This is a genomic window from Aggregatibacter sp. (genome assembly GCF_057314075.1).
The window spans coordinates 1-23,832 of sequence record NZ_DBHLAR010000012.1; the positions used below are offsets into that span (position 1 = coordinate 1).

At 43.6% G+C, this 23,832-nt stretch carries 27 protein-coding genes; 15 read left to right on the plus strand and 12 right to left on the minus strand.

Annotated features, from left to right (window positions below):
* Window positions 1-169 precede the first annotated feature (169 nt).
* The 8 genes from def to slyD all read left to right on the plus strand — a co-directional run bounded on the left by def (window position 170) and on the right by slyD (window position 7,008).
* Window positions 170-682: a peptide deformylase gene (gene def / locus ACO5E4_RS08525; RefSeq protein ID WP_485862744.1), complete on the plus strand. Its 513-nt coding sequence runs from the start codon at window positions 170-172 to the stop codon at window positions 680-682.
* Between the two features lie 66 nt (window positions 683-748).
* On the plus strand, window positions 749-1,705 hold the full coding sequence (gene fmt / locus ACO5E4_RS08530; protein ID WP_485862833.1) for a methionyl-tRNA formyltransferase: 957 nt from the start codon (window positions 749-751) through the stop codon (window positions 1,703-1,705).
* Window positions 1,705-3,066 (plus strand): 16S rRNA (cytosine(967)-C(5))-methyltransferase RsmB, encoded by a 1,362-nt coding sequence (gene rsmB / locus ACO5E4_RS08535; protein ID WP_485862745.1) that lies wholly within the window; start codon window positions 1,705-1,707, stop codon window positions 3,064-3,066. The genes fmt and rsmB overlap by 1 nt, the downstream gene beginning before the upstream one ends.
* A 22-nt stretch (window positions 3,067-3,088) precedes the next feature.
* A complete protein-coding gene (gene trkA / locus ACO5E4_RS08540) occupies window positions 3,089-4,465 on the plus strand; it encodes a Trk system potassium transporter TrkA (RefSeq protein WP_485862746.1) in 1,377 nt (458 codons plus the stop codon).
* A gap of 105 nt (window positions 4,466-4,570) precedes the next feature.
* A complete protein-coding gene (mscL, locus tag ACO5E4_RS08545) occupies window positions 4,571-4,957 on the plus strand; it encodes a large-conductance mechanosensitive channel protein MscL (protein ID WP_376921739.1) in 387 nt (128 codons plus the stop codon).
* Between the two features lie 99 nt (window positions 4,958-5,056).
* A complete protein-coding gene (rraB, locus tag ACO5E4_RS08550; protein WP_485862747.1) occupies window positions 5,057-5,491 on the plus strand; it encodes a ribonuclease E inhibitor RraB in 435 nt (144 codons plus the stop codon).
* 46 nt (window positions 5,492-5,537) lie between these two features.
* Entirely contained in the window at window positions 5,538-6,257 is a 720-nt protein-coding gene (locus tag ACO5E4_RS08555; protein WP_485862748.1) for an SIMPL domain-containing protein, read from the plus strand.
* Window positions 6,258-6,354: 97 nt separating this feature from the next.
* Window positions 6,355-7,008 carry a peptidylprolyl isomerase gene (slyD, locus tag ACO5E4_RS08560; RefSeq protein WP_485862749.1) on the plus strand — a complete coding sequence of 218 codons (654 nt, stop codon included), beginning with the start codon at window positions 6,355-6,357 and terminating at the stop codon, window positions 7,006-7,008.
* A gap of 54 nt (window positions 7,009-7,062) precedes the next feature.
* Here slyD and ACO5E4_RS08565 read toward each other — a convergent pair whose 3' ends face one another.
* From ACO5E4_RS08565 to rimO, 3 genes are all read right to left on the minus strand, one after another.
* Window positions 7,063-7,281, minus strand: a complete 219-nt coding sequence (locus ACO5E4_RS08565; RefSeq protein WP_048750699.1) for an HP1242/YdcH family protein — start codon at window positions 7,279-7,281, stop codon at window positions 7,063-7,065.
* Between the two features lie 127 nt (window positions 7,282-7,408).
* Window positions 7,409-7,882, minus strand: coding sequence for a low molecular weight protein-tyrosine-phosphatase (locus ACO5E4_RS08570; protein WP_485862750.1), 474 nt, complete (start codon window positions 7,880-7,882; stop codon window positions 7,409-7,411).
* Between the two features lie 60 nt (window positions 7,883-7,942).
* Window positions 7,943-9,274 (minus strand): 30S ribosomal protein S12 methylthiotransferase RimO, encoded by a 1,332-nt coding sequence (gene rimO, locus ACO5E4_RS08575; protein ID WP_485862751.1) that lies wholly within the window; start codon window positions 9,272-9,274, stop codon window positions 7,943-7,945.
* A 215-nt stretch (window positions 9,275-9,489) separates the two neighbouring features.
* On the opposite strand from rimO, the gene ACO5E4_RS08580 reads away from it, so the two are divergent.
* Both ACO5E4_RS08580 and ACO5E4_RS08585 read left to right on the plus strand, forming a co-directional pair.
* Complete coding sequence (locus ACO5E4_RS08580) at window positions 9,490-9,774, plus strand: alternative ribosome-rescue factor A (RefSeq protein WP_485862752.1); 285 nt, start codon at window positions 9,490-9,492, stop codon at window positions 9,772-9,774.
* 16 nt (window positions 9,775-9,790) lie between these two features.
* Complete coding sequence (locus ACO5E4_RS08585; protein WP_485862753.1) at window positions 9,791-10,087, plus strand: DUF5377 family protein; 297 nt, start codon at window positions 9,791-9,793, stop codon at window positions 10,085-10,087.
* Between the two features lie 97 nt (window positions 10,088-10,184).
* Here the strand turns inward: ACO5E4_RS08585 and arsC are convergent, their stop codons facing one another.
* Window positions 10,185-10,535: an arsenate reductase (glutaredoxin) gene (gene arsC, locus ACO5E4_RS08590; protein WP_485862754.1), complete on the minus strand. Its 351-nt coding sequence runs from the start codon at window positions 10,533-10,535 to the stop codon at window positions 10,185-10,187.
* A gap of 77 nt (window positions 10,536-10,612) precedes the next feature.
* Here arsC and ACO5E4_RS08595 point away from each other — a divergent pair, with 77 nt between their 5' ends.
* Window positions 10,613-11,671 carry an AI-2E family transporter gene (locus tag ACO5E4_RS08595; RefSeq protein ID WP_485862755.1) on the plus strand — a complete coding sequence of 353 codons (1,059 nt, stop codon included), beginning with the start codon at window positions 10,613-10,615 and terminating at the stop codon, window positions 11,669-11,671.
* Window positions 11,672-12,090: 419 nt separating this feature from the next.
* On the opposite strand, the gene rsmD is transcribed toward ACO5E4_RS08595, so the two are convergent.
* Window positions 12,091-12,675, minus strand: coding sequence for a 16S rRNA (guanine(966)-N(2))-methyltransferase RsmD (gene rsmD, locus ACO5E4_RS08600; RefSeq protein ID WP_485862756.1), 585 nt, complete (start codon window positions 12,673-12,675; stop codon window positions 12,091-12,093).
* Window positions 12,676-12,754: 79 nt separating this feature from the next.
* Here rsmD and ftsY point away from each other — a divergent pair, with 79 nt between their 5' ends.
* From ftsY to ftsX, 3 genes are read left to right on the plus strand one after another with little or no spacing between them, the layout of a single operon-like run.
* The gene (ftsY, locus tag ACO5E4_RS08605; RefSeq protein WP_485862757.1) at window positions 12,755-14,209 is read left to right on the plus strand and encodes a signal recognition particle-docking protein FtsY; all 1,455 of its coding nucleotides are present in this window, start codon (window positions 12,755-12,757) and stop codon (window positions 14,207-14,209) included.
* A 41-nt stretch (window positions 14,210-14,250) separates the two neighbouring features.
* Window positions 14,251-14,901, plus strand: coding sequence for a cell division ATP-binding protein FtsE (gene ftsE / locus ACO5E4_RS08610; protein ID WP_485862758.1), 651 nt, complete (start codon window positions 14,251-14,253; stop codon window positions 14,899-14,901).
* Window positions 14,902-14,909: 8 nt separating this feature from the next.
* Window positions 14,910-15,845, plus strand: coding sequence for a permease-like cell division protein FtsX (gene ftsX, locus ACO5E4_RS08615; protein WP_485862759.1), 936 nt, complete (start codon window positions 14,910-14,912; stop codon window positions 15,843-15,845).
* A 65-nt stretch (window positions 15,846-15,910) separates the two neighbouring features.
* Here the strand turns inward: ftsX and ACO5E4_RS08620 are convergent, their stop codons facing one another.
* Window positions 15,911-16,552, minus strand: coding sequence for a cation diffusion facilitator family transporter (locus ACO5E4_RS08620; protein WP_485862760.1), 642 nt, complete (start codon window positions 16,550-16,552; stop codon window positions 15,911-15,913).
* Between the two features lie 111 nt (window positions 16,553-16,663).
* On the opposite strand from ACO5E4_RS08620, the gene ACO5E4_RS08625 reads away from it, so the two are divergent.
* Window positions 16,664-17,062 carry a MerR family transcriptional regulator gene (locus tag ACO5E4_RS08625; RefSeq protein ID WP_485862761.1) on the plus strand — a complete coding sequence of 133 codons (399 nt, stop codon included), beginning with the start codon at window positions 16,664-16,666 and terminating at the stop codon, window positions 17,060-17,062.
* 128 nt (window positions 17,063-17,190) lie between these two features.
* Here ACO5E4_RS08625 and ACO5E4_RS08630 read toward each other — a convergent pair whose 3' ends face one another.
* From ACO5E4_RS08630 to rpsB, 6 genes are all read right to left on the minus strand, one after another.
* Complete coding sequence (locus ACO5E4_RS08630) at window positions 17,191-17,547, minus strand: diacylglycerol kinase (protein ID WP_295974854.1); 357 nt, start codon at window positions 17,545-17,547, stop codon at window positions 17,191-17,193.
* Window positions 17,548-17,571: 24 nt separating this feature from the next.
* Window positions 17,572-19,800, minus strand: coding sequence for a GTP diphosphokinase (gene relA, locus ACO5E4_RS08635; RefSeq protein ID WP_485862762.1), 2,229 nt, complete (start codon window positions 19,798-19,800; stop codon window positions 17,572-17,574).
* A gap of 9 nt (window positions 19,801-19,809) precedes the next feature.
* Window positions 19,810-21,126, minus strand: a complete 1,317-nt coding sequence (gene rlmD / locus ACO5E4_RS08640) for a 23S rRNA (uracil(1939)-C(5))-methyltransferase RlmD (protein WP_485862763.1) — start codon at window positions 21,124-21,126, stop codon at window positions 19,810-19,812.
* 1 nt (window position 21,127) lies between these two features.
* Window positions 21,128-21,841 carry a DNA repair protein RecO gene (gene recO, locus ACO5E4_RS08645; RefSeq protein ID WP_485862834.1) on the minus strand — a complete coding sequence of 238 codons (714 nt, stop codon included), beginning with the start codon at window positions 21,839-21,841 and terminating at the stop codon, window positions 21,128-21,130.
* 188 nt (window positions 21,842-22,029) lie between these two features.
* Complete coding sequence (gene tsf / locus ACO5E4_RS08650; RefSeq protein ID WP_006719481.1) at window positions 22,030-22,878, minus strand: translation elongation factor Ts; 849 nt, start codon at window positions 22,876-22,878, stop codon at window positions 22,030-22,032.
* 141 nt (window positions 22,879-23,019) lie between these two features.
* Complete coding sequence (gene rpsB / locus ACO5E4_RS08655; RefSeq protein WP_048750720.1) at window positions 23,020-23,742, minus strand: 30S ribosomal protein S2; 723 nt, start codon at window positions 23,740-23,742, stop codon at window positions 23,020-23,022.
* Window positions 23,743-23,832 lie beyond the last annotated feature (90 nt).

Sequence of the window (23,832 nt, forward strand, 5' to 3'; positions counted from 1 at the left end):
CCGTAATGCCGATGGTAGTGTGGGGCATCCCCATGTGAGAGTAGGTCACCGCCAAGCCTAATAGGAACCCCTGATGTGAGAGCATTGGGGGTTTTTAGTTTTGGGAGCATAGGAATTTTATGAGAAAAACGCTACAATAATGCGCTTATTTTAAATTCTAAGAGAAATTATGACAGTTTTAAACGTACTTATTTACCCCGAAGAACATCTAAATGTTGTTTGTGATCCCGTGTTGGATGTCAATGATGAGACCCGTAAAATTATTGATGATATGTTCGATACCATGTATCAAGAAGAAGGTATCGGTTTAGCTGCGCCACAGGTCGATATTTTACAACGTATTATCACAATCGACATTGAAGGTGACAAACAAAATCAATTGGTATTGATTAACCCTGAAATTTTGGATGCCGAAGGTGAGACTGGCATTGAAGAGGGGTGTTTATCTATTCCTGGATTTCGCGCTTTAGTGCCTCGTAAAGAAAAAGTCACCGTCAAAGCTTTGGATCGTGATGGTAAAGAATTTATCCTAAAAGCTGATGGTTTACTGGCTATTTGTATTCAGCATGAAATTGATCATCTTAACGGCATCCTTTTCGTAGATTATCTTTCTCCGTTGAAACGTCAGCGCATAAAAGAAAAGCTGATGAAAGTGAAAAAACAGATGGAAAAGCAAAAATAATTGTGAATCCTCAAGAAGTGCGGTAATTTTTAGCCGCACTTTTATTTATCTATGACGCAGAACATGATGAAACCACTCAATATTCTCTTTGCCGGCACGCCGGACTTTGCTGCACAGCATTTACACGCTTTGCTCAATTCTTCCCATAACGTTATTGCGGTTTATACTCAGCCGGATAAACCTGCCGGGCGGGGTAAAAAATTGCAAGCCAGCCCCGTGAAACAACTCGCCGAGCAACATCAAATTCCTGTCTATCAACCGAAATCCTTGCGAAAGCCGGAAGCCCAAGCTGAATTGCGTGTATTAAATGCAGATGTGATGGTTGTGGTAGCTTATGGCTTGATTTTACCTCAAGCCGTTTTGGATATGCCGACTTATGGTTGCTTAAACGTACATGGTTCTTTGTTGCCCCGTTGGCGTGGTGCTGCACCGATTCAACGATCAATTTGGGCTGGTGATACACAGACCGGTGTCACGATTATGCAAATGGATGCTGGTTTGGACACGGGCGATATGTTGCACAAAGTCTCTTGTGAAATTTTACCGACAGAAACGTCTGCAAGTCTTTACAACAAATTGGCAGAACTTGCGCCACCGGCATTAATTGAGGTATTGGATCATTTAGGAAATGGAAAATTCACTGCGGAAAAGCAAGATGATACGCAAAGCAATTACGCCGATAAACTTTCCAAAGAAGAAGCGAAGTTAAATTGGCAGCTATCGGCAGCTCAGTTGGAACGCAACATTCGCGCCTTTAATCCTTGGCCAATGGCTTATTTGGAATTAACGGATGGACAGAATAATCCGCAAACGCTGAAAGTGTATCAGGCAACCGTGTTGCCCCATGTAAATAACACGCCGGGAACGATTTTAGCCGCCGATAAACAGGGTATTCAAATTGCGACAGCGGATGGTGTACTGAATTTATTGCAATTACAACCGGCAGGCAAGAAACCGATGTCAGCTCAGGATTTATTAAACGGACGGGCTGATTGGTTCCAAGTGGGTAAGGTGCTTGCCTAATGGAAAATCAACGTTCCTCTAAAAAAACGCCGCCAAAAAACACTGCACTTTCGACGCGAGCGATAGCGGCGAAAGTGATTTTGCAGGTGTTGGATGAAGGGAAATCCTTGTCCACCTTGATACCGGAAGCACAATCCTCGGTGAAAGCGCAAGATTTGCCGTTATTGCAAGAGATTTGTTTTGGTGTATGTCGTGTATTGCCTCGTTTGGAACAAATCATCAAACGTCTTGTGGATAAACCGCTTAAAGGCAAAACACGTATTGTGCATTGTTTGCTGTTGGTCGGTTTATATCAGTTGCTTTATCTGCGAATCCCTGCGCACGCGGCGGTAGATGAAGTCGTGAATGCGACAAAATCCTTAAAAGCCGATAACTTTCGTGGTTTGGTGAATGCGGTACTGCGCCGATTTTTGCGTGAACAAGATGATATTCTTGCGATTGTGGATAAACATTGGCAAACGCTGCATCCTGATTGGTTTATGAATAAACTGAAAAAGGTTTATCCGAACTGGCGTGAGATCATCGAGGCGAATAATCAAAAGCCACCCATGTGGTTGCGGGTGAATACGCAAAAAAACAGCTTAGAAACTTACCGCACTTTATTAGCGGCACAACACATGGAAACGCAGGTAACCTCTCATCCGCAGGCGCTGGGGTTAATTCAGCCAACTGCCGTGCAACATTTACCGTTGTTTGCAGAAGGTGGTGTGACAGTCCAAGATCTTCATGCCCAATGGGCTGCGTTATTATTACAGCCACAAAATCATGAGGTTATTTTAGATGCCTGTGCGGCACCGGGTGGCAAAACTACCCACATTTTAGAATTCGCGCCACAGGCGGATGTGATTGCGTTGGATGTGGAAGAAAACCGTTTACAACGGGTGAAAGACAATTTAGCACGCATGCAGCAACAGGCGACTGTGGTGTATGGCGACGCAGCGAATCCACAAGCATGGCTAGATAAATTGGACAAAAGTGCGGTGCGTTTTGATCGCATTTTATTAGATGCACCTTGTTCTGCCACCGGGGTAATTCGCCGTCATCCGGATATTAAATGGTTGCGTCAAGAAGCTGATATCAATCAGTTAGTCGCCTTGCAAGGGCAGATTTTGGACGCTTTGTGGCATTATTTAAAACCCAACGGGGTGTTGTTGTATGCTACTTGTTCTGTGCTTGCGGAAGAAAATGCGCAGCAAATTGAACGCTTTTTGCAAAAGACACCGGATGCACAATTGGCGCCACTAGATCTGCCGCCTGATGTGCTGGCGCACAATCAAAGTGCGGTCGGTTTTCAGTTTATTCCACAAATCAACGGTGGCGATGGCTTTTATTATGCGAAATTAATAAAACGTCAGGGCTAACGTTAGCCATGGAGACAATTAAATGAAAATAATTATTTTAGGCGCCGGACAAGTGGGTTCGACCTTGGCAACGAATTTAGTGAGCGAAGATAATGACATCACGCTGGTTGACGATGAGTCTTTGAATTTAGAACATTTACAGGACAAACATGATTTACGCGTCATGCAAGGCCTCGCCTCTTCGCCTAAAATTTTGCGTGATGCCGGTGCGCCCGACGCAGATTTATTAATTGCCGTAACCAGTTCTGACGAAATTAACATGGTTGCCTGCCAAATTGCATATACCTTATTTAATACGCCCACCAAAATCGCCCGTATTCGTAACAGTGAGTACTTGAAAGAAAAAGAAAAATTATTTTCTACCGATTCCTTTCCGATTGATCACATTATTTCTCCGGAAAATTTAGTCACACAGGATATTGTCCGTTTAATCAGCTATCCCGGTGCATTACAGGTGGCGTATTTCGCGAAAGATAAGATCAGTTTGGTTGTGGTGAAAGCCTATTACGGTGGGCCGTTGGTGGGGTATTCCATTTCCACGCTGAAAGAACATTTGCCGCACATTGATTGCCGTATTGTATCGATTTTGCGCCAAGATAAAGTGATTCGTCCACAGGGCTCAACAATCATTGAAGCCGGCGATGAAGTGACCTTTATTTGTGCTACGGTACACATTAAAGCGGTCATGAGTGAACTGCAACGCCTCGAAAAACCCTATAAGCGCGTGATGATTGTCAGTGGTGGGAATATCGGTGCCGGCGTGGCAAAACAACTGGAAGCCCATTGCTCGGTGAAACTCATTGAACGAAATGCCGAACGGGCAACCGCGCTGGCAGAAAAATTGTCAAAAACCTTAGTGTTTCACGGAGATGCCTCCGATCAAAACTTATTATTTGAAGAACACATTGAAAACATTGACGTGTTCCTTTCCCTTTCAAGTGACGATGAGGCGAATATTATGTCGGCGTTGCTTGCCAAGCGCCTTGGTGCGAAGAAAGCGATGGTATTAATTCAGCGTATGGCCTATATCAATTTGATTCAAGGCGGTACCATTGATATTGCCATTTCGCCACAGCAAGCCACGATTTCGGCCTTGCTAGGTCATGTCCGCAAAGGGGATGTGGCAAACGTCGTCTCCTTACGCCATGGTTTGGCGGAGGCGCTTGAAATTATCATTCATGGTGAAGAAAGTAGCTCTCATGTTATCGGTCGCATGGTGAATGAATTAAAAATGCCTACCGGCGTAGTTATTGGTGCTATTTTACGAGGCAATGATGTGTTGATTGGGGATTCAAGAACTGTTATTCAAGCAGGCGATCATGTTGTCGTGTATTTAAGTGAGAAAAAATACATTTCTGATGTGGAGAAATTATTCCAACCAACCGCATTTTTTATTTGAATAAAAATTGTTATTTCTGCGCAAACTCACTATAATGTGCGCCTTTTTTAACCAGTCGGTAAATGTTTTGCCGTTGATTTTTTGACTTATCTTAGGAGAACGTCTATGAGCTTTATTAAAGAGTTTCGTGAATTTGCCATGCGTGGCAATGTTGTTGATATGGCTGTCGGTGTGATCATCGGTGGCGCATTTGGGAAAATTGTCAGCTCATTAGTGGCAGATGTTTTTATGCCGGTATTGGGTATTTTAACCGGTGGCGTGGATTTTAAAGATCTTAAAATCACCCTCGCCGATGCTGTGGGAGAAACCCCGGCAGTGACATTAAATTACGGTGTGTTTATTCAAAACGTTTTTGATTTCATCATTATCGCATTTGCAATTTTCATGATGATTAAAGCGTTAAATAAACTGAAAAAACCAGAAGAGAAAGTCAAAGAATTGACCACCGAAGAAAAATTATTAACCGAAATTCGCGACTTATTGAAAAAATAAGAAACATCACATTAAAATCTTCTCCTTGTGAGAAGATTTTTCTTTTTATTCCTGTATCATATTTGCACTCATCCATCCCATTTTTAACAAGGAATCCCTATGAGTCATTTAGATGAATTAAAAGCCGAAACCCGAGACATTATTACTGATTTATTCAATGACGGCAGCGATCCGGATGCGCTGTATATTATTGAACATCATATTTCTCATCATGACTTCGATAAATTAGAAAAAATCGCCATGGAGGCATTTAAAGCCGGCTATGAAGTGTCCGAAGCGGAAGAGTTTGAAGAAGAAAACGGCAAAGTAGTATTTTGTTGCGATATTATCAGCGAAGTGGAACTGAAACCGGAAATCATTGATGCCCAACAAAAAGAACTACTGCCGTTAGTGGAAAAATATCAAGGCAGTTATGACGGTTGGGGAACCTATTTTGAAGATCCGAATGCGGATGACGATGAATATGGTGATGACGGTGACTTTTTTGATGAAGACGATGACTTAGATGATGACGAGGATATCGTTAAACATTAAAAAACGATCTGAAAATCGACCGCAATTTTATCTGTAGGAGACACTTATGAAATTAAAACATTTCGCTTTATTGCTTTTGCCTTTAAGTATGGCCTTGACTGCTAATGCGGAAACAAAACCCGCTGATGATCCGGAAAAAACGGTGATCTCTTTTAGTACGGAAGTGACTAAAGAAGTAGATTATGATGTCATGGAAGTGACGCTTTTCATCAAAGATGAAAATAAAAATTTAAAAGAATTAAACCAAACCATTAATCAGAAAGCGAATGCCGCGCTAGAGGTGATTAAAAAACAAGGTGCGGTGGAAATTAAGAAAAATACACGTAGCACACAAGTGCGTTATGATAGCAAAGGTAAGCAATCCGGATGGATTGAGCGTGCCGATTTAGTGTTGGAAAGCAAGGATTTTGTGGCGCTATCTCAAGTGATTTCGGACTTAAATGATACTTTTGCGATTGCCAATGTGGTTCATAAGTTATCTAAAGAAGCCACAGCAAAATTTGAAGATGAAATGATTAAAGACGTCTTGGCTCAATTCCAACATAAAGCGCAGTTGATCCAAACTTCCCTGAATGCGAAAGGTTATGAAGTGGTAAATTTGAATCTGGATAGCAAAAATGAGATACCGTATTTGTATGAAGGTATGAAATCGGTTCCTAAAATGAAATCTTTTTCTTCAGTGGTGGCTGATGAAGTGAATCTGGATAATAACGGTAAAGTGGAATTAAGAGCCTCGGTGAGTGCACAAATTCACTTATTAAACTAATCCCTTTTTCCCGAATGAGATTTTTTATAAAATGACAACACTTTTCTGCGGTTAAGATTGACGCAGAAATTCTCTTTTAAAACAAACGAGGTAAACAATGAAAGTTGCAAAAAATGTGGTGGTAAGCATCGCTTATCAAGTTCGTACGGAAGACGGTGTGTTAGTGGATGAAGCACCGGCAAATCAACCGTTACAATATTTACAAGGTCATAATAACCTTGTGATCGGTTTAGAAAATGCCTTGGAAGGCAAATCGGTAGGTGACAAATTTGAAGTTCGCGTAAAACCGGAAGAAGGCTACGGTGAATACAACGAAAACATGGTACAACGTGTGCCAAAAGATGTATTCGTTGGTGTAGATGATCTGGCGGTAGGCATGCGCTTTATTGCTGACACCGATATGGGGCCGTTGCCTGTGGTCATTACTGAAGTGGGTGACAATGATGTTGTCGTCGATGGTAACCATATGTTAGCCGGTCAAGAGTTACATTTCACGGTGGAAGTAGTGGATACCCGTGAAGCGACATTAGAAGAAATTGCACACGGTCATTTACACCAAGAAGGTGGTTGCTGTGGTGGGCATGACCATGATAGCGATGAAGAAGGTCATGGTTGCGGTTGTGGCGGTCATCATCACCACCATCATCATGATCACGAACATCACCACGAAGGTTGCTGTGGCGGTCATGAGCATCACCATGATCACGATCATCACCATAGCGGTGGTTGCGGCTGTGGCGGCAAACACTAAAAATGTCCATAAAAAAGACCGCACTTCAATGCGGTCTTTTGTTTTTATGCTCGTTTATTTTGCGCTTGCCTTTTTCAAGACTTCGTACATCGAATCTTTCAAACGTAATTTTTCCTTTTTCAACATTTCCACTTCATTGTGCGTACCCAATTCAATATTGGATTCGATGTTTTTAATACGTTGGTCTAGTTCATTATGTTTATCAAATAAATTTGCAAAGTAAGCATCTTCAACTTTCAGTTTGGTAATTAGATCTCTAAATTCTGGAAACATAGTGGAAACACCTCATTATAAATTTTACATGGCATAACGGTAGTTATGCTGACATTATCTTACCGAATCCGCAGCGAAATAAACGTGCGAGAGATCACAAAATGCAAGTGTCAAATTAACATTTTTCTCACAAATGATGGGTTTGACGAATTTTGGTTAACAAGGCATCGCAACATTGATCTAACAAGGCATAAGTTTGCTGAAAGTTCTTGGTGTACCAAGGATCCGGAATGTGATCGATGCCTAAATCAGGACAAAGTGCGGTGATTTGAAATAGTTTTTCCGGATGATGTCCAAATAGCTTTTCCAAGTCCCGTAAATTTTCATTGTCCATGGCAATCAGATAATCAAAATCCGCCCAATCTTTTGAACGCACTTTGCGACTGACAAAATCATTCGAGGCAATTTTATGTTGATCCAGAATGTCCGCCGTGCCACAGTGCATGCCTTCACCATCATGCCAGCCGGAGGTACCGGCGCTGGCGGTAAAAATGTTATCTTGCAAATGGGCTTGTTTAATTTTTTCCCGCATTAAATATTCCGCCATCGGGGAACGGCAAATATTGCCTAAACAGACGAAAAGGATTTTGATTGGTTGCATTCTTTTTCTCTCTCCAAAGTCATAAAAAAATCCTCATGGCGAGGATTTTTGTTGAAGGAATTAACAGGTTCCCCATAAATCGTATTCATCGGCGTCCGTGATATGCACCGCAATCACGTCGCCAATATTGACCGCACTTTGGCTTTGATTATCTACATACACCAAGCCATCAATTTCCGGTGCATCTGCCATGGAACGACCAATAATGCCATCTTCGTTGATTTCATCCACAATGACTTTCAACGTTTTGCCGATTTTTTGTTGTAAACGGGCTGCGGAAATGGCTTGTTGGAGTTGCATAAAACGGTGATAACGTTCCTCTTTCACGTCTTCCGGCACTTGATCCGGCATATCCGTCGCCGGCGCACCTTCTACCGGGCTGAATTTGAAACAGCCCACGCGGTCTAACTGGGCTTCCTTCAAGAAATCCAACAGCATTTGGAAATCTTCTTCCGTTTCCCCCGGGAAACCAACGATAAAGGTGGAGCGTAAGGTTAATTCGGGGCAAATTTCACGCCATGCTTTAATACGTTCTAAAGTGCGGTCGATTTTGCCGGGTCTTTTCATGGCTTTTAGAATTTTCGGGCTGGCGTGTTGCAGTGGAATATCTAAGTAAGGCAACAACTTACCTGCCGCCATGAGCGGAATGAGCTCATCTACGTGCGGATAGGGATACACATAATGCAAACGCACCCAAACACCCAAATTGCCTAATTGTTGACACAAATTGATCAAGTTATTCTTAATCGGCATACCGTTCCAGAACACGGTTTTGTTTTGGTTTTCTTTGGTTTGGTCTAAGGCGTAAGCGGATGTGTCTTGGGACACGATTAACAATTCTTTTACGCCGGCATCCACCAAACGTTTGGCTTCATCCAAGACTTGAGTAATCGGACGGCTGTCCAAATCACCACGCATGGATGGAATAATACAGAACGTGCAACGATGATCGCAGCCTTCAGAAATTTTTAAATAGGCGTAATGTTTTGGCGTGAGTTTGACACCTTGTGCCGGCATTAAACTTTCATATGGGTTATAGGCCGGTTTCGGCACGTATTTATGCACTTGCGCCATGACGGTTTCGTAGCTGTGCGGACCGGAAACTTCCAACACTTTTGGATGCACTTGGCGAATTTGATCTTCTTTTGCACCAAGGCAGCCGGTTACAATCACTTTGCCGTTTTCTTCCAAGGCTTCGCCAATGGCTTCTAAAGATTCTTGTACGGCGCTGTCAATAAAACCACAGGTATTCACGATCACTAAATCTGCGTTTTCATAGCTCGGAATAATGTTATAACCGTTGGAACGTAATTCCGTCAGAATACGTTCTGAATCCACTAAATTCTTTGGACAACCAAGGCTGACAAAGCCGATGTTTGGGGTAGCACTCATAAATTTTCTCAAAAAGTCTATCGCGGGTAATAAAAAAGGGGCTAATTCTACCTTTTTTTGTACAAAAAGGCGACAGTGAAATGCCAATAAAAATCGGGTTTTCGCGTTTCGCTTTCCGTGCAACGGCTTTTCATTTCAGCGGAATCCGCTATAATGTGTGCCGTTTTTTAGCCCTTAAAAAACACATTATATTTTCATTCACAAGAGGAAAAATCATGGCAAAACAAAAACATGCCTTGCAGACACCGCCTCAACATTCGCAAGGAACGATGACCTACCAGCATCAGCGCGGTGTGATTAAAGAGAATGCCATTCAGGCGTTATTACACGATAAACTCTTTCGCCAACGCATTGAACGAAATAAGAAAGGCAAAGGCAGCTATCAACGTCAAGCGAAACACGCGAATCGTTATTACCAAAAGCCCGATAATAAGATTTCTATGATAAGAGATTTTATTATCGGGCTTTTTTCTATTCGTAAAGTTTATGTAATGTATTGATATGAATGAGGTTATTATGACAGTGAAAACAGAAGTTTTATTTAACAACACATGGAACGTCAGAATCAGCGATCCGGGCGAAGAAGGGGCGAAAAGCCACTTTTTTGAAACCATTTATGTGACCTTAGAAGCGCACATCAACGGCAATGAAACAAACTATACCTTTACTCGCAAAGTGGAAGACCAAATTAAAATTAAAAAAGACTTCACCGATTTGGATGAATTGTTCATTTATTTGAGTGAACAAATCTCTCCGGTAGCATTGGGGCATTTAGGGATTAAAATCGGCAATTTAGGGCTTGCGAAAGATTAACCAATAAAAAACAAACCCGACATGAAATCGGGTTTGTTGTTATCTGCTTACACCATAAATTGCGGTCACAAAATCCAACGGATTTTTAACAGTGTTTTTATAAAATGGATAACACGCTTTCCGGCGGGCGTCCGATTTTGGCTTTATTGCCATTCACCACAATCGGGCGCTCCAATAATTCAGAATGTTGTGCAATGGCATTGAGTAAATCCTGTGCTGTCAGGGTTGGATTATCCAATCCCAAGGTTTTATATAGTTCATCTTTGGTTCGCATCATTTTGCGAATATCTGTAATACCCAATTTATCCGCAATGCTCTGCAGCGTCTCAACATCGTAGTTCTGTTGTAAATACAGTTCGATGGTCGGTTGAATATGCTGGCTTTCCAACAAGGCTAATGTTTCACGGCTTTTGGAACAACGAGGGTTGTGGTAGATAGTAATCGACATAGAAATTCCTTCTGCTTAATGTGTGATTTGCATAGATTTTACCTTATAATCAGGCAGATTTTATAGAGGAATCAAACATGATTGAAATGTTTAAAAGTTGGTATAACCGACGCTTCACCGATCCGCAAGCCATGGGATTGGCGGCGATTTTACTATTCGGTTTCGTGTCCATTTATTTTTTTAGCGACCTTATTGCACCGCTGTTGGTGGCGATTGTGCTGGCCTATTTATTGGAATGGCCGGTACGCTTATTAAATGAAAAATTGAAGTGTCCCCGCTTAGTGGCTGCGATGTTGGTGCTAGGCAGTTTTATCAGCTTAGTTTTTGTCGTTGTATTGATTTTGATTCCGAATTTGTGGGCACAGTTAGCGAATTTATTAAGTGATTTACCTCATATGTTTAATCGCTTTAACGAGTGGCTTTTATCTTTGCCGGAACGCTATCCGGAACTGATTGATGCACAAACCGTGGAATCCATTTTCGGCACGGTAAAAGAGAAAATTCTTAGTTTGGGCGAATCGGCATTGAAACTCTCTTTAGCTTCCATCATGAACTTGGTGACGCTCGGGATTTATGCTTTCTTAGTGCCGTTAATGGTGTTTTTTCTGTTGAAAGATAAACGTCAGCTGATTGACGGCGTCAGCCGTTTTCTGCCGCGTAATCGCACGCTTGCCTCAAAAGTGTGGGTGGAAATGCAACAGCAAATTGCCAATTATATTCGTGGTAAATTGGTAGAAATTTTAGTGGTTACCGCTGTCACTTACGCCATCTTCTTAACTTTCGGCTTGAATTATCCGTTGCTATTGGCAGTGGCGGTCGGGTTTTCCGTCTTGGTGCCTTACATTGGGGCGGTATTGGTCACCATTCCGGTCGTGTTGGTCGCGATTTTCCAATTCGGTGACACTCACACATTCTGGTATATCTTGATTGCTTTCGTCGTTTCCCAATTATTAGACGGAAATCTCCTCGTGCCCTTTTTATTTTCCGAGGTCGTCAATCTTCATCCATTAATTATCATTATTGCAGTGTTGATTTTTGGCGGTTTATGGGGATTTTGGGGCGTCTTTTTTGCTATTCCGCTGGCAACTCTCGTGAAAGCGGTGGTCAATGCCTGGCCTTCTAACGAAACACTTTAAAAGGGTGAGATTGTCACCGTAAAAACGTTAGAAAAAAAGACCGCACTTTGGGTTGAACAGTGCGGTCTTTTTTTTACGCTGAATTTTAATTCGGTTTATTTCCCAAATACCAGATTTAACACCAATGCAATGCCGTCTTCGTTATTCGTGGAGGTGACTTCTTTGCCGGTTGTTTAATGGCGTTAGAGGCGTTGCTTATGATTAACATTTTATGTACATCCTTGAGGTTGTATGGTCGCAGTTTGGCACTTAAGCTTGTAATTTCGCTTTCTTGCCCTTTTCCGATAGCACTTTATTATCGCTTAGAATTTGTGAGCGCCTAGATGAATCTAACAGAGTCGGCATTTGGGATTCATGTGAATTTTTTTCGGTAAGACTAATAAGACTAGGTAAACATTGACGTGACGAAATAGCGGAGATTACTCCGCTTGATATAACCGATAACTCACTTGTCCGCTGTCTTTTTGTTTTAATACATGCCAGTTTTCCGGTACGTTCGGTTCCTTGCCTTTTTCTGTTTCCACATACACCAAGGCTTGCGGACGCAGCCAGTTGTTTTGCGCTAATAGAGCCATGGCTTGCTCGGCTAAATTAAAATGAAATGGCGGATCGAGAAAGACCACATCAAAGTGCGGTTGATTTTGCGGCTGATTTAAAAAGTGCAGGCTGTTTTGATTGACGACTTGCGCGCGATCGGCACATTTTAAGGTTTGAATATTCTTGCTTAACTGCTGCGCCACGGCTTTTTCCAATTCCAAAAAAGTGACTTTTGCTGCTTGGCGCGAAAGCGCTTCAAAGCCAAGAGAACCGCTACCGGCAAACCCGTCCAAGCATTCACTGTCAACAATATAGGGCATTAGCCAGTTGAATAGGGTTTCTTTTACACGATCACCGGTAGGGCGCAAACCTTGGGAGGGCAGCACCGGTAATTTTCGCCCGCGCCATAGACCGGCGATAATGCGCACTTCGCCTTTCGTGCTGTGTTGTGTTGTTGCTTTTTTCATATAAATCGGCAGGAAAATGATGTGTTTTTTTGCTAGAATGAGCGGCATTTTATCAAGTTTAAACAAGAGTGGGCAATTTATGTCAGATGAAAAGAAAAAAGGCGGATTTTGGTCTTGGTTCGGATTAGGCAAAAATAAACAGGAAGCATCAACGGAACCGAAAGAACAGGAATCAAAAGAACAGCTCCCTAATGAATCTGAAGTGCAAGAAACGGCAGAAAAAACGACCGCACTTTCAGATGAAGCAGAGACTGAAAATACATTAACGGAAGATACATCAATGGCGCAAACGTCCACGCTTGTGCCTGAATTTCATGAAGCTCAATCTGAAATAACGCAATCGGAAGAAGATGAGGCACACGCTATGAAGCGTGCGCCATCGGTTGAACAAGCTACTACTACGCCTGAAAGCCATGACGTTCAAGCAGAGACCTCTCAAGAGGAAAGCCCAGCGGCACAAGCGTGGACGCTTGCGCCATCCTCTGAGGAAGGCAAAGAAAGCATCGAAAGTGCGGTGGATATTGAAGATGAATCTGTCGTGGAAACGGAAGAACACGAAAAAGAAAGCGCCGTTGCCGACATCGTAGAAACACAGGAAAAACCAAGCGAAGGTGGCTTTTTCAGTCGATTACTCAAAGGCTTGGTAAAAACCAAACAAAACATCGGGGCAGGCTTCCGCAGTTTCTTTCTTGGTAAAAAAATCGATGATGAATTGTTTGAAGAATTGGAAGAACAACTTCTCATTGCCGACATCGGCGTGCCGACCACCACAAAAATTATCAACAACTTAACGCAACATGCGACTCGTCAGCAGTTACAAAACGCAGATACCTTATACCAACAACTTAAACTGGAAATGGGCGAGATCCTAAAACCGGTGGCGCAACCATTACGCATTGATGGCAGCAAAAAGCCTTATGTGATTTTAATGGTGGGGGTGAATGGCGTAGGTAAAACCACCACTATCGGCAAACTGGCGCGTAAATTCCAAATGGAAGGCAAATCCGTCATGTTGGCGGCGGGTGATACTTTCCGAGCCGCCGCAGTAGAGCAGTTGCAAGTGTGGGGCGAGCGTAATCATATTCCGGTGGTGGCGCAAAGCACCGGTTCCGATTCTGCATCGGTGATTTTTGATGCGATGCAATCGGCGGCTGCGCGCAATATTGATGTACTCATTGCCGACACTGCCGGTCGTTTACAAAATAAAAATAACTTGATGGACGAGCTGAAGAAAATCGTGCGCGTGATGAAAAAATACGATGAAAGTGCACCACATGAAATTATGCTGACGTTGGATGCAGGCACCGGTCAAAATGCCATTAGCCAAGCCAAGTTATTTAACGAAGCCGTTGGGCTTACCGGCATCAGCTTAACCAAATTGGATGGCACCGCCAAAGGCGGCGTAATTTTTGCCATTGCCGACCAGTTTAATTTGCCGATCCGCTATATCGGCGTAGGCGAAAAAATTGAAGATTTACGCGAATTTAACGCAGAAGAATTTATTGACGCTTTATTTGCTCATGAAGAGGCATAAAGTGCGGTTCAAAAATGACGTGTTTTTTTTAGAGAAGAAAAATGATTCGATTTGCAAATGTGAGTAAAGCGTATTTGGGCGGAAAACCGGCGCTACAAGGGTTAAGCTTTCATTTACCGGTAGGCAGTATGACCTACTTGGTGGGGCATTCCGGTGCGGGGAAAAGTACCCTGCTGAAATTAATTATGGGCATGGAACGTGCCAATGGCGGACAAATTTGGTTTAACGGGCACGACATTACCCGTTTATCCCGCCATGAAGTACCGTTTTTACGCCGTCAAATCGGCATGGTGCATCAAGATTATCGTTTATTGTCCGATCGTTCCGTCTTGGATAACGTGGCACTTCCGTTGATTATTGCCGGACAACATCCGAAAGATGCCAATAGCCGTGCGTTGGCAGCATTGGATCGTGTGGGATTGCGTGATCGCGCGCATCATTCCGCGGCGCATTTGTCGGGCGGCGAGCAACAACGGGTGGATATTGCCCGCGCTATCGTGCATAAACCGCAATTATTGTTAGCCGATGAACCCACCGGCAATTTAGACAGCGCACTGTCTTTTGAGATTTTCAATTTATTTGAAGAGTTTAATCGTCTTGGCATGACCGTCTTAATTGCCACGCACGACATTAGCATTGTTCAACAAAAACCTAAGCCTTGCCTTGTGCTTGAGCAAGGTTATTTGCGTTAGGAGGTAACATGAATTCTCGTCGTTTTAGTTTGCCTTTTGGCGCCCAAGCCCTGTATTCCCTGCGTGCCGTGTTTGCCGATTTATATCAACGTAAATTTGCCACGCTCATCACCGTGTTAGTGATCGCTGTGTCCTTAACGATTCCAACTGTAAGCTACCTGCTTTGGAAAAATATTCATGACGCCACCACGCAGTTTTATCCGGAAAGTGAACTGACCGTGTATTTACATAAAAACTTGTCAGAAGACGATGCCAATTTGGTGGTGGAAAAAATCCGTCAGCAAGAGGGGGTTGAATCATTAAATTATATTTCCCGTCAGGAAAGTTTGAACGAGTTTCGCCATTGGTCAGGTTTTAGCGAAGAGTTGGACGTGTTGGATGACAATCCATTGCCGGCAGTGGTGATGATTAAACCAAGCAAAGCGTTTAACGAGTCGCAAAAACGCAATGAATTACGGGAAAACTTGGATAAAATCAAAGGTGTTCAAGAAGTCCGTCTGGATAATGATTGGCTGGAAAAATTGACCGCACTGACGTGGCTAGTTGCACATGTGGCCATTTTTTGTACCCTGCTGATGGCGGTTGCCGTTTTCTTGGTGATCGGCAACAGTATTCGCGCTGATGTTTACAGCAACCAAGCGAACATTGAAGTGATGAAATTGCTTGGCGCCACTGATCAATTCATCCTGCGCCCGTTCCTTTACACCGGCATGATTTATGCTGCACTGGGCGGTTTCTTGGCGTGTATTTTCAGTAGCCTCACCATTGGCTATTTCACCGGTGCGGTGAAATATGTGACCGATATCTTTGCCGTCAATTTCAACTTAAACGGTTTAGGATTGGTGGAATTCCTTTTCTTACTCGTGGTTTGCGTCATTATGGGCTACATCGGCGCATGGTTATCGGCAACACGCTATATTCGCTTGTTAGATAAGAAAGGTTAGAGGATAAAAACACAAAAGAAAAAGACCGCACTTGATAAAAGTGCGGTCTTTTTTGTTACAGTTTTTTAATGTTGGTGTGGTGTTGTATCAAAATGCGATTCATTGTTTCGTAATGCTTTACAGGCTTGATAGACAACAGAAGCACCGCTTCGCAATATTAGTAGGCTTAAAATACTGCTGGCGACAAGGTCAACCCATTGCCAGTTCAGCAGCCATGCGCTTAGCCCGGCGATAATGGCCACCAGAGAGCCAAACAGGTCAGCTAATACGTGTAAATAGGCGGCTTTGATGTTTAAGTTTTCATGATCGCCTTTCATCATTAGCCAAGCTACGAAAATGTTTACCAAGAGTCCAGTGATGGCAACGCCTAGCATAGGCAACGCCAACATTGTCGTTGGGTATTGCCAACGTTCTGTCGCTTCCACCAAAATCCATACTGCCACCACAATCAGAGAAGTACCATTTAACAGCGCGAACCTTTTTTGGTTTTGTGCATTTAAAAACAAAGCAATGAGGGCGAGGAGCAACGATAGGCTGTCATTTGCCATATGCCCGGCGTCAGCCATTAAGGCGAGGCTATTAAAATAATAGCCACCTAAAAACTCGATGATCATATAGCTACTGATAATGACCAAACTGGTGCATAAAATCTTTTTATTTGTTGGTGTATGAGCGTGTGAATGTTCGTGTTTGTGTTGATGTGGCATCTCGTTTCTTCCTTACTTAATTTGTTTGAGAGCATAATAGCTTAAAGCCCGTAGGGACTACGGGATCAAGTATTTTTTGTTAGAATGGTAAAAATTTTTGGGGAGGAAGAAATGAAAGTCAATGAGCTGAGTAAACGCACGGGGATTAATTTAGAAACCATTCGTTACTATGAAAAACAAGGTATCTTACCGGAACCAAGACGACAGGCTAATGGTTATCGATCGTATGACGAAGAAAGTGTGGCACAGCTTATGTTCATTAAAAATTGTCGTCGACTTGGTTTTTCTTTGGAAGATATTAAACAACTTAACGCACTCAAATTTCATACCACTAATCATTATCATGCGGACAAATTGGTGCTTAAGCAACTGGCGTTAGTAGAAGAAAAAATTTCTCAATTACGAGATATTAAAGCGTTTTTACAATCCATCGCGATTAAGGGTAAACATAGCGAGGATGAATGCAAGGCTATAGCCGGGCTTCAAGCAAAAATAAAGGAGACAGTTTAAGGTGTCTCCTAACAAAATGTGTTCGCTATTTTAGCTTGCTTTAACGCCACGGAATCTCCATTGATTTCGTGCAATGAGTTGCCGCTACGGGAACAGATCAAAGTGCGGTCAGTTTTGACTATGTTTTTTTAATTAAACAACATGAACGCCCAAGTTATCGCGACAATAATCAGTGCAACAAACACAGCGGCAGAACCTTGATCTTTGGCGCGGCCGGAGAGTTCGTGGCGCTCGGTGCCGATACGATCCACTACGGCCTCAATGGCGCTGTTGAGTAGTTCCACCACCAACACTAACAATACGCTGCCGATCATCAGCGCTTTTTCAATGGCATCATCGCCAAGCCATAGGGCAAGTGGGATCATGAAAAGGCAGCAAAAAAGCTCGTGGCGAAAAGCAGTTTCATATTTGACCGCACTTTTTAAGCCTTGCATGGAATATTGGGTCGATTTAATTAAGTGGGTTAGCCCCGTCGTTTTGTCCATTAGGTTTTCCTTTATTTATTGTTATTAGAGGCGTTTGGCTTCAATGACATCATCCAGTTTTTCCAAACGGGACAGAATTTTACTCAACATTTCCACGTTGTTGAGTTCAATTTGCATGTCGATGTTTGCCACTTGGCGTTTCGTATCCGTACGGGAAGATACGCCGAGTACGCTGATTTTGTCGTTTGCCAGTACGGTGGTGATGTCGCGCAATAAGCCGTTGCGATCTGACGCCACAATGCGAATATTGAGATGGAAGCCGTTAGAATAATTATCGCCCCAACGGGATTCCACCACGCGTTCCGGGTGAACACTTTGTAGTTCGAGGAATTGTTCGCAATCACAACGGTGAATGGAAATGCCACGCCCCATGGTGATGTAACCCACAATGCTGTCGCCCGGAATCGGTTGGCAGCAGCGGGCAATATGGTGCATCAAGTTGCCGACGCCTTCGACGATAACGCAATCTTTACGTTCGGTTTTTTGTTGTGCGTTAGCCGCACTTTTGGTGCTGACGTGACGCAAGATTTCTTCATCCGCTTCCTGTGCGGAAATTTTGATGAATTTGTTTTGCAGGAAGTTGATTAACGGCCCGATACGAATATCACCGCCGCCAATGCCCGCGTATAAATCATCGAGATTTTTTAGGTTGTAACGCGGCAAAGCTTGTTGTTCCACTTGTTTTAAGTTGATTCCCAAGCGGTTGATTTCACTTTCCAACAATTCTTTGCCGGCCGGAATATTTTTATCGCGATCCTGTTTTTTGAACCAAGCGTGTATTTTCGCACGGGCTTTTGCCGTGTGGGTAAAGCCGAGATTAGGGTTGAGCCAGTCACGACTCGGGTTCGGGTTTTTCTGGGTGATGATATCTACCTGATCGCCCATTTGGAGCTGATAGGTGAACGGCACAATGCGTCCGCCCACTTTGGCGCCGATACAACGGTGGCCGATTTCACTGTGAATAGCGTAGGCAAAATCGAGTGGTGTTGAGCCTGTAGGCAAATCCACAACTTCGCCTTTCGGTGTAAAGACATACACGCGATCATCAAACACTTGGCTGCGTAATTCCGCCATCACTTCGCCGGAGTCGGTAATATCGTCTTGCCACGCCAAGAGTTTGCGTAACCATGCGATTTTTTCTTCGTAACCGGAACGGCCGGCGCTGGCGCCTTCTTTGTATTTCCAGTGTGCCGCAACACCAAGTTCGGCATCATCGTGCATTTGTTGGGTCCGAATTTGCACTTCTATCGGTTTGCCGCCTTTACCCAACACCACGGTGTGAATGGATTGGTAGCCGTTTGGTTTTGGGTTGGCAACGTAATCGTCGAATTCTTTTGGCAGATGTTTGAAATGGGTGTGCACAATGCCAAGTGCGGTGTAACAATCTTGTAATTTTTGCACGACGATGCGCACCGCGCGGACGTCATATAAGTCAATGAACTCTAAGTGCTTTTTCTGCATTTTTCGCCAAATGCTGTAAATATGTTTCGGGCGACCGTACACTTCGACTTGTGGGATATTTTCTTGTAAATAACCGGAAAGTTCGGCGACAAAATCGGCGATGTATTGTTCGCGGTCAAGACGACGTTCTTTTAATAATTTGGCGATGGCGCGATATTGTTCCGGGTGCAAATAACGGAAACAGTAATCTTCCAGTTCCCATTTGAGCTGTCCGATGCCTAAGCGGTTGGCAAGCGGGGCGTAAATATTGGCACATTCTTTAGCGGCGAGGACGCGTTCTTCTTCCGTATAATTTTTTTCGGCATCACGCAAAAAGGCGATACGTTCCGCCAATTTGATAATCACACAGCGGAAATCATCTACCATGGCGAGCAACATTCGGCGCACGTTATCCACCTGCAAGCTGCTGGCAGAATGGGTGATGTTGAGTTGGCGGATATTGTCCATTTCGATAACGCCGCGTACCAGTTTGCTGATATTCGCGCCGAAATCTTCTTCAATTTGGGCTAAATCCACCAGTTGATCGCGGACAATAGGGAAGAGCATGGCGGTGAATAAGCTATCGGCATCCATGTTTAAGCTGTTGAGGATTTCCACCATTTCCACGCCGAACGTCAGCAAATGGGCTTCTTCCTGCTGGTGCTCGGCACGCAAGGTCATTTTCTGTTGCGAATAATGCCATGCCGTCATTAAGTTGGCTTTGACATTTTCCGCTACATTCAAGTTAGCGCACCATTTTTCAATCTCAAAATCTTTAGGATTTAATAAATGAGATCCTCTCACAGCGACCATAATGAATCCTTATCTTTTTCGAAATAAACTTATCGACTCCAAATGACCGGTTTGTGGGAACATATCGATCATGGCGACTTTATCCAATTGATAGCCTGCGTCACGCAAGATTTCCGTATCTCGCACGAGTGTTGCAGGATTGCAAGAAACATACAGAATACTTTCAGCCTGTAACTGACAGAGTGCATTTAAAGCAAATGCCGCACCTGTGCGTGGTGGGTCGAGCAAAATTTTATTGAAGGGTTGCTGCGCCCACGGTTGACTGATAAAGGGTTTATCCAAATCGGTCCGGTAAAATTGGACATTATGACAACCGTTTCGTTCGGCATTGGCGCGGGCTTTTTCCACCATCGCAGAAACGCCTTCAATGCCTACCGCGCTTTTTACTTTGCGACTCAGCGGTAAGGTGAAGTTGCCCATACCACAGAATAAATCTAACACATGATCCTGTGGATTAAGCTCCAACCAGTCTAACGCTGTTGCGATCATTTGACGGTTTAATTGTGCATTAATTTGAATGAAATCGCGAATATCAAATTGTAAGGTGATGTCATCGCCCAAACGGTAATAAGGTTGTTCGCCATACCAATGTTCAATGCTGTCATGTTCTTGTACAAATAACATGAGTTGGTGTTGTTCGGCAAACCGTAATAATAAAGTGCGGTCAGTTTCACCGATGTTTTTTATATGGCGTAATAACATGGCGATGCCATTGTCTGCCGCAACAAGTTCAATATGCCCCAGTTGTTGTGGTGTTGTCCATTGCGTGAAAAGTGCGGTCAGTTTTGGCAATAAATCATTCAGCGGCTGTTCCAGCACCAAGCAATGTTCAATTGGAATAATTTGCTGTGAATTTTTACGCCGTAAGCCGATATTCAGTTTACGATTTTTACTGTCCAACAACACACTTAAGCGTACCCGACGGCGGTAATGCCAAGGCTCACCTTGCAATAACGGCATGAAATGAATGGGTTCCGGCTGTAAACGGGATAGGCGTTGAACCAACGCGGTTTGCTTGGTAGAACGTTGTAGTTCAATAGGAATGTGTTGATTTTGGCACCCCCCGCATTGTTCAAAATAAACGCATTGCGGTGTTTGGCGCCGCGGACTTGCGCGTAAAATACGCTGCGCTACACCTTGACCGTATTGGCGTTTTTCTTCCAATACGCGAACTTCTACACTTTCTTGCGGCAGCGCGTTTTCAATAAACCAAGTTTTGCCGTTGATTTTAGCCACACCTAATCCTTGATAATCTAAATCAAGAATATGTGCGGTGAAATTTGCGGTTTTTTTCTTTGGTTTGTTGTCGCTGTAAAGTAATGCCATGTTATTTTGAATATAAGCTGTGTTGGGTGAATAATTCTCGGCTTTTCAAGGGCTTGTCGCCTAAATACGGTTTTAATGCAATGCGCGTGAAGCGTTTGGCTGCCGATAATACAGAAGGTTCGTCAAATTGGGTTTGTTCAAAGGCCAATAATTCGCGCCCGTAAAAAGTTAAATTATCTTTGATTAAGGAAGCAATAAAGCCTTTTTCTTCGCGGTAACGATAGGTCATGTCCGCTTCCACGGCTTTACCGGAGCCGGCACAATGAGTGAAATCAATGCCATAGCCTAAGGTGCGCAAGAGTTGAAACTCAAAGGTGCGTAGCGCAGGCTCCACGTGGGTTTGTGATACGGCTAATCGCGTTAAACATTGCAAATAGTGTTGGAACAATTGCGGATAGGCTGTTTCCGGTTCCAATACGCGGCAAATGAGTTCGTTTAAATAAAAGCCGCTGTATAAAGCAATATTTTGTAAGGGTAACGCAATGGCAGCAGGTTCTGCTTTGGTCAGGATTTTCAGATCGCCACGACCGCTCCAACGTAGCAGGAGCGGCGTAAAGGGTTGTAACACGCCTTTTAGCATGGAGCGCTTTGCCCGAGCGCCTTTTGCCAATACGCTGATACGCCCGAAATCTTCGGTCAGTAAATCTACCAATAAACTGGTTTCGCTGTAAGATTTGCGATGTAGTACGAAACCGCGTTGCCAATTTTCGATGATGTCGCCCTTTCGTGGATAAAAAACCGGTGTTTATTTTAGCAGATTTCCCACCGCACTTTGTGGGATTTTGTAGGCGATTTTAGAAGAAAAGGAAATGGGATATAACAGAATTGCTGCAAGGAGGATTTCGGAACAACAGGCAATAAAAAAGCAGGCTTTTACACCTGCTTTTTTGCTCAAATGTTCAATTAAGCTTTGGACATTGCTGCTACTTCTGCTGCGAAGTCGGTTTCCACTTTCTCGATACCTTCGCCCACTTCTAAGCGGATGAAGTTAGAGATGTCGGCACCTTTTTCTTTTAACAAATCGCCAACGGATTTAGATGGATCCATAACGAATGGTTGACCGGTTAAAGAAACTTCGCCGGTGAATTTCTTCATGCGGCCTTCAACCATTTTTTCTGCGATTTCGCGTGGTTTGCCGGATTGCATTGCGATATCCACTTGGATGTTGCGTTCGTGTTCAACCACTTCAGCCGGAACATCACTTGGGTTAACGTAGTCTGGACGGCTTGCTGCAACGTGCATTGCGATGTGTTTTAACAATTCATCGTCTGCGCCTTTACCAGCCACTAATACACCGATTTTCGCGCCGTGTAAGTAAGAACCTACAACATCGCCTTCGATGTAAGCAACACGACGAATGGTCATGTTTTCACCGATTTTCGCCACTAATGCAGCACGTTTTTCTTCAAATTGTGCTTGAAGTTGTTCGATAGTTGCGCCTTTGTTTGCTGCTGCGAAATCAGCTACTTCGTTGGCTAAACCTAAGAAGCCGGCATCTTTTGCTACGAAGTCGGTTTCACAGTTCATTTCAACTAATACGCCGAAACCATTTTGTACGCGAGCAAGGATAACACCTTCAGCTGCAACACGACCTGCTTTTTTCGCCGCTTTTGCTTGACCAGATTTACGCATGTTGTCGATGGCTAATTCGATGTCGCCGTTTGCTTCAACTAATGCTTTTTTACATTCCATCATGCCTGCGCCGGTACGTTCACGCAGTTCTTTTACTAATGATGCTGTGATTTCAGCCATTTTAAAATCCTCTGTCGGTTAAAGTGCGGTAGAAAAAGACCGCACTTTTAGCTCTAAAAAATACAGGGAGCTATTTAGCCCCCTGCTCATTAATTAATCGTCTGATTAATAAGGGCTTACGCCTTATCGCAATCGCTCGAATTATTCTGCGGCTTGCGCTAATTCTTCAGCAACCGCTGCTTCGTTACCACGACCTTCTTTGATCGCTGCAACAGCAGAAGAAAGATAAAGTTGAATTGCACGTGCTGCGTCATCGTTACCTGGGATAACGAAATCTACGCCGTCCGGGCTAGAGTTAGTATCAACGATAGCAAATACAGGAATACCCAAGTTGTTTGCTTCTTTCACTGCGATATGTTCGTGGTCAGCACCGATCACGAATAATGCATCCGGAAGACCGCCCATCTCTTTGATACCGCCAAGGCTTAATTCAAGTTTTTCCATCTCACGGGTACGCATTAACGCTTCTTTTTTGGTTAATTTGTCGAAAGTGCCGTCTTGAGATTGAGTTTCTAAATCTTTTAAACGTTTGATGGATTGACGAACTGTTTTCCAGTTGGTCAACATACCGCCTAACCAACGGTGGTTTACATAGTATTGTTGACAGTCTAATGCTGCTGCTTGCACTGCATCGGTCGCTGCGCGTTTGGTACCAACGAATAATACTTTACCGTTGTTGCTCGCAATGCGGGTTAACTCAGCTAATGCTGCGTTGAACATTGGAACGGTTTTTTCAAGGTTGATGATATGAACGCCGTTGCGTGGTCCGAAAATGAATGGTTTCATTTTTGGGTTCCAGTAACGAGTTTGGTGACCGAAGTGAACGCCTGCTTGAAGCATATCGCGCATAGAAACTTGTGCCATAATAATTTTCCTTTTGTTTGGGGTTTAGCCTCCACATATCCAGCCAATCGACCGTTTGGCACCCCGATTTAGCCTTTCTGATATGTGTGT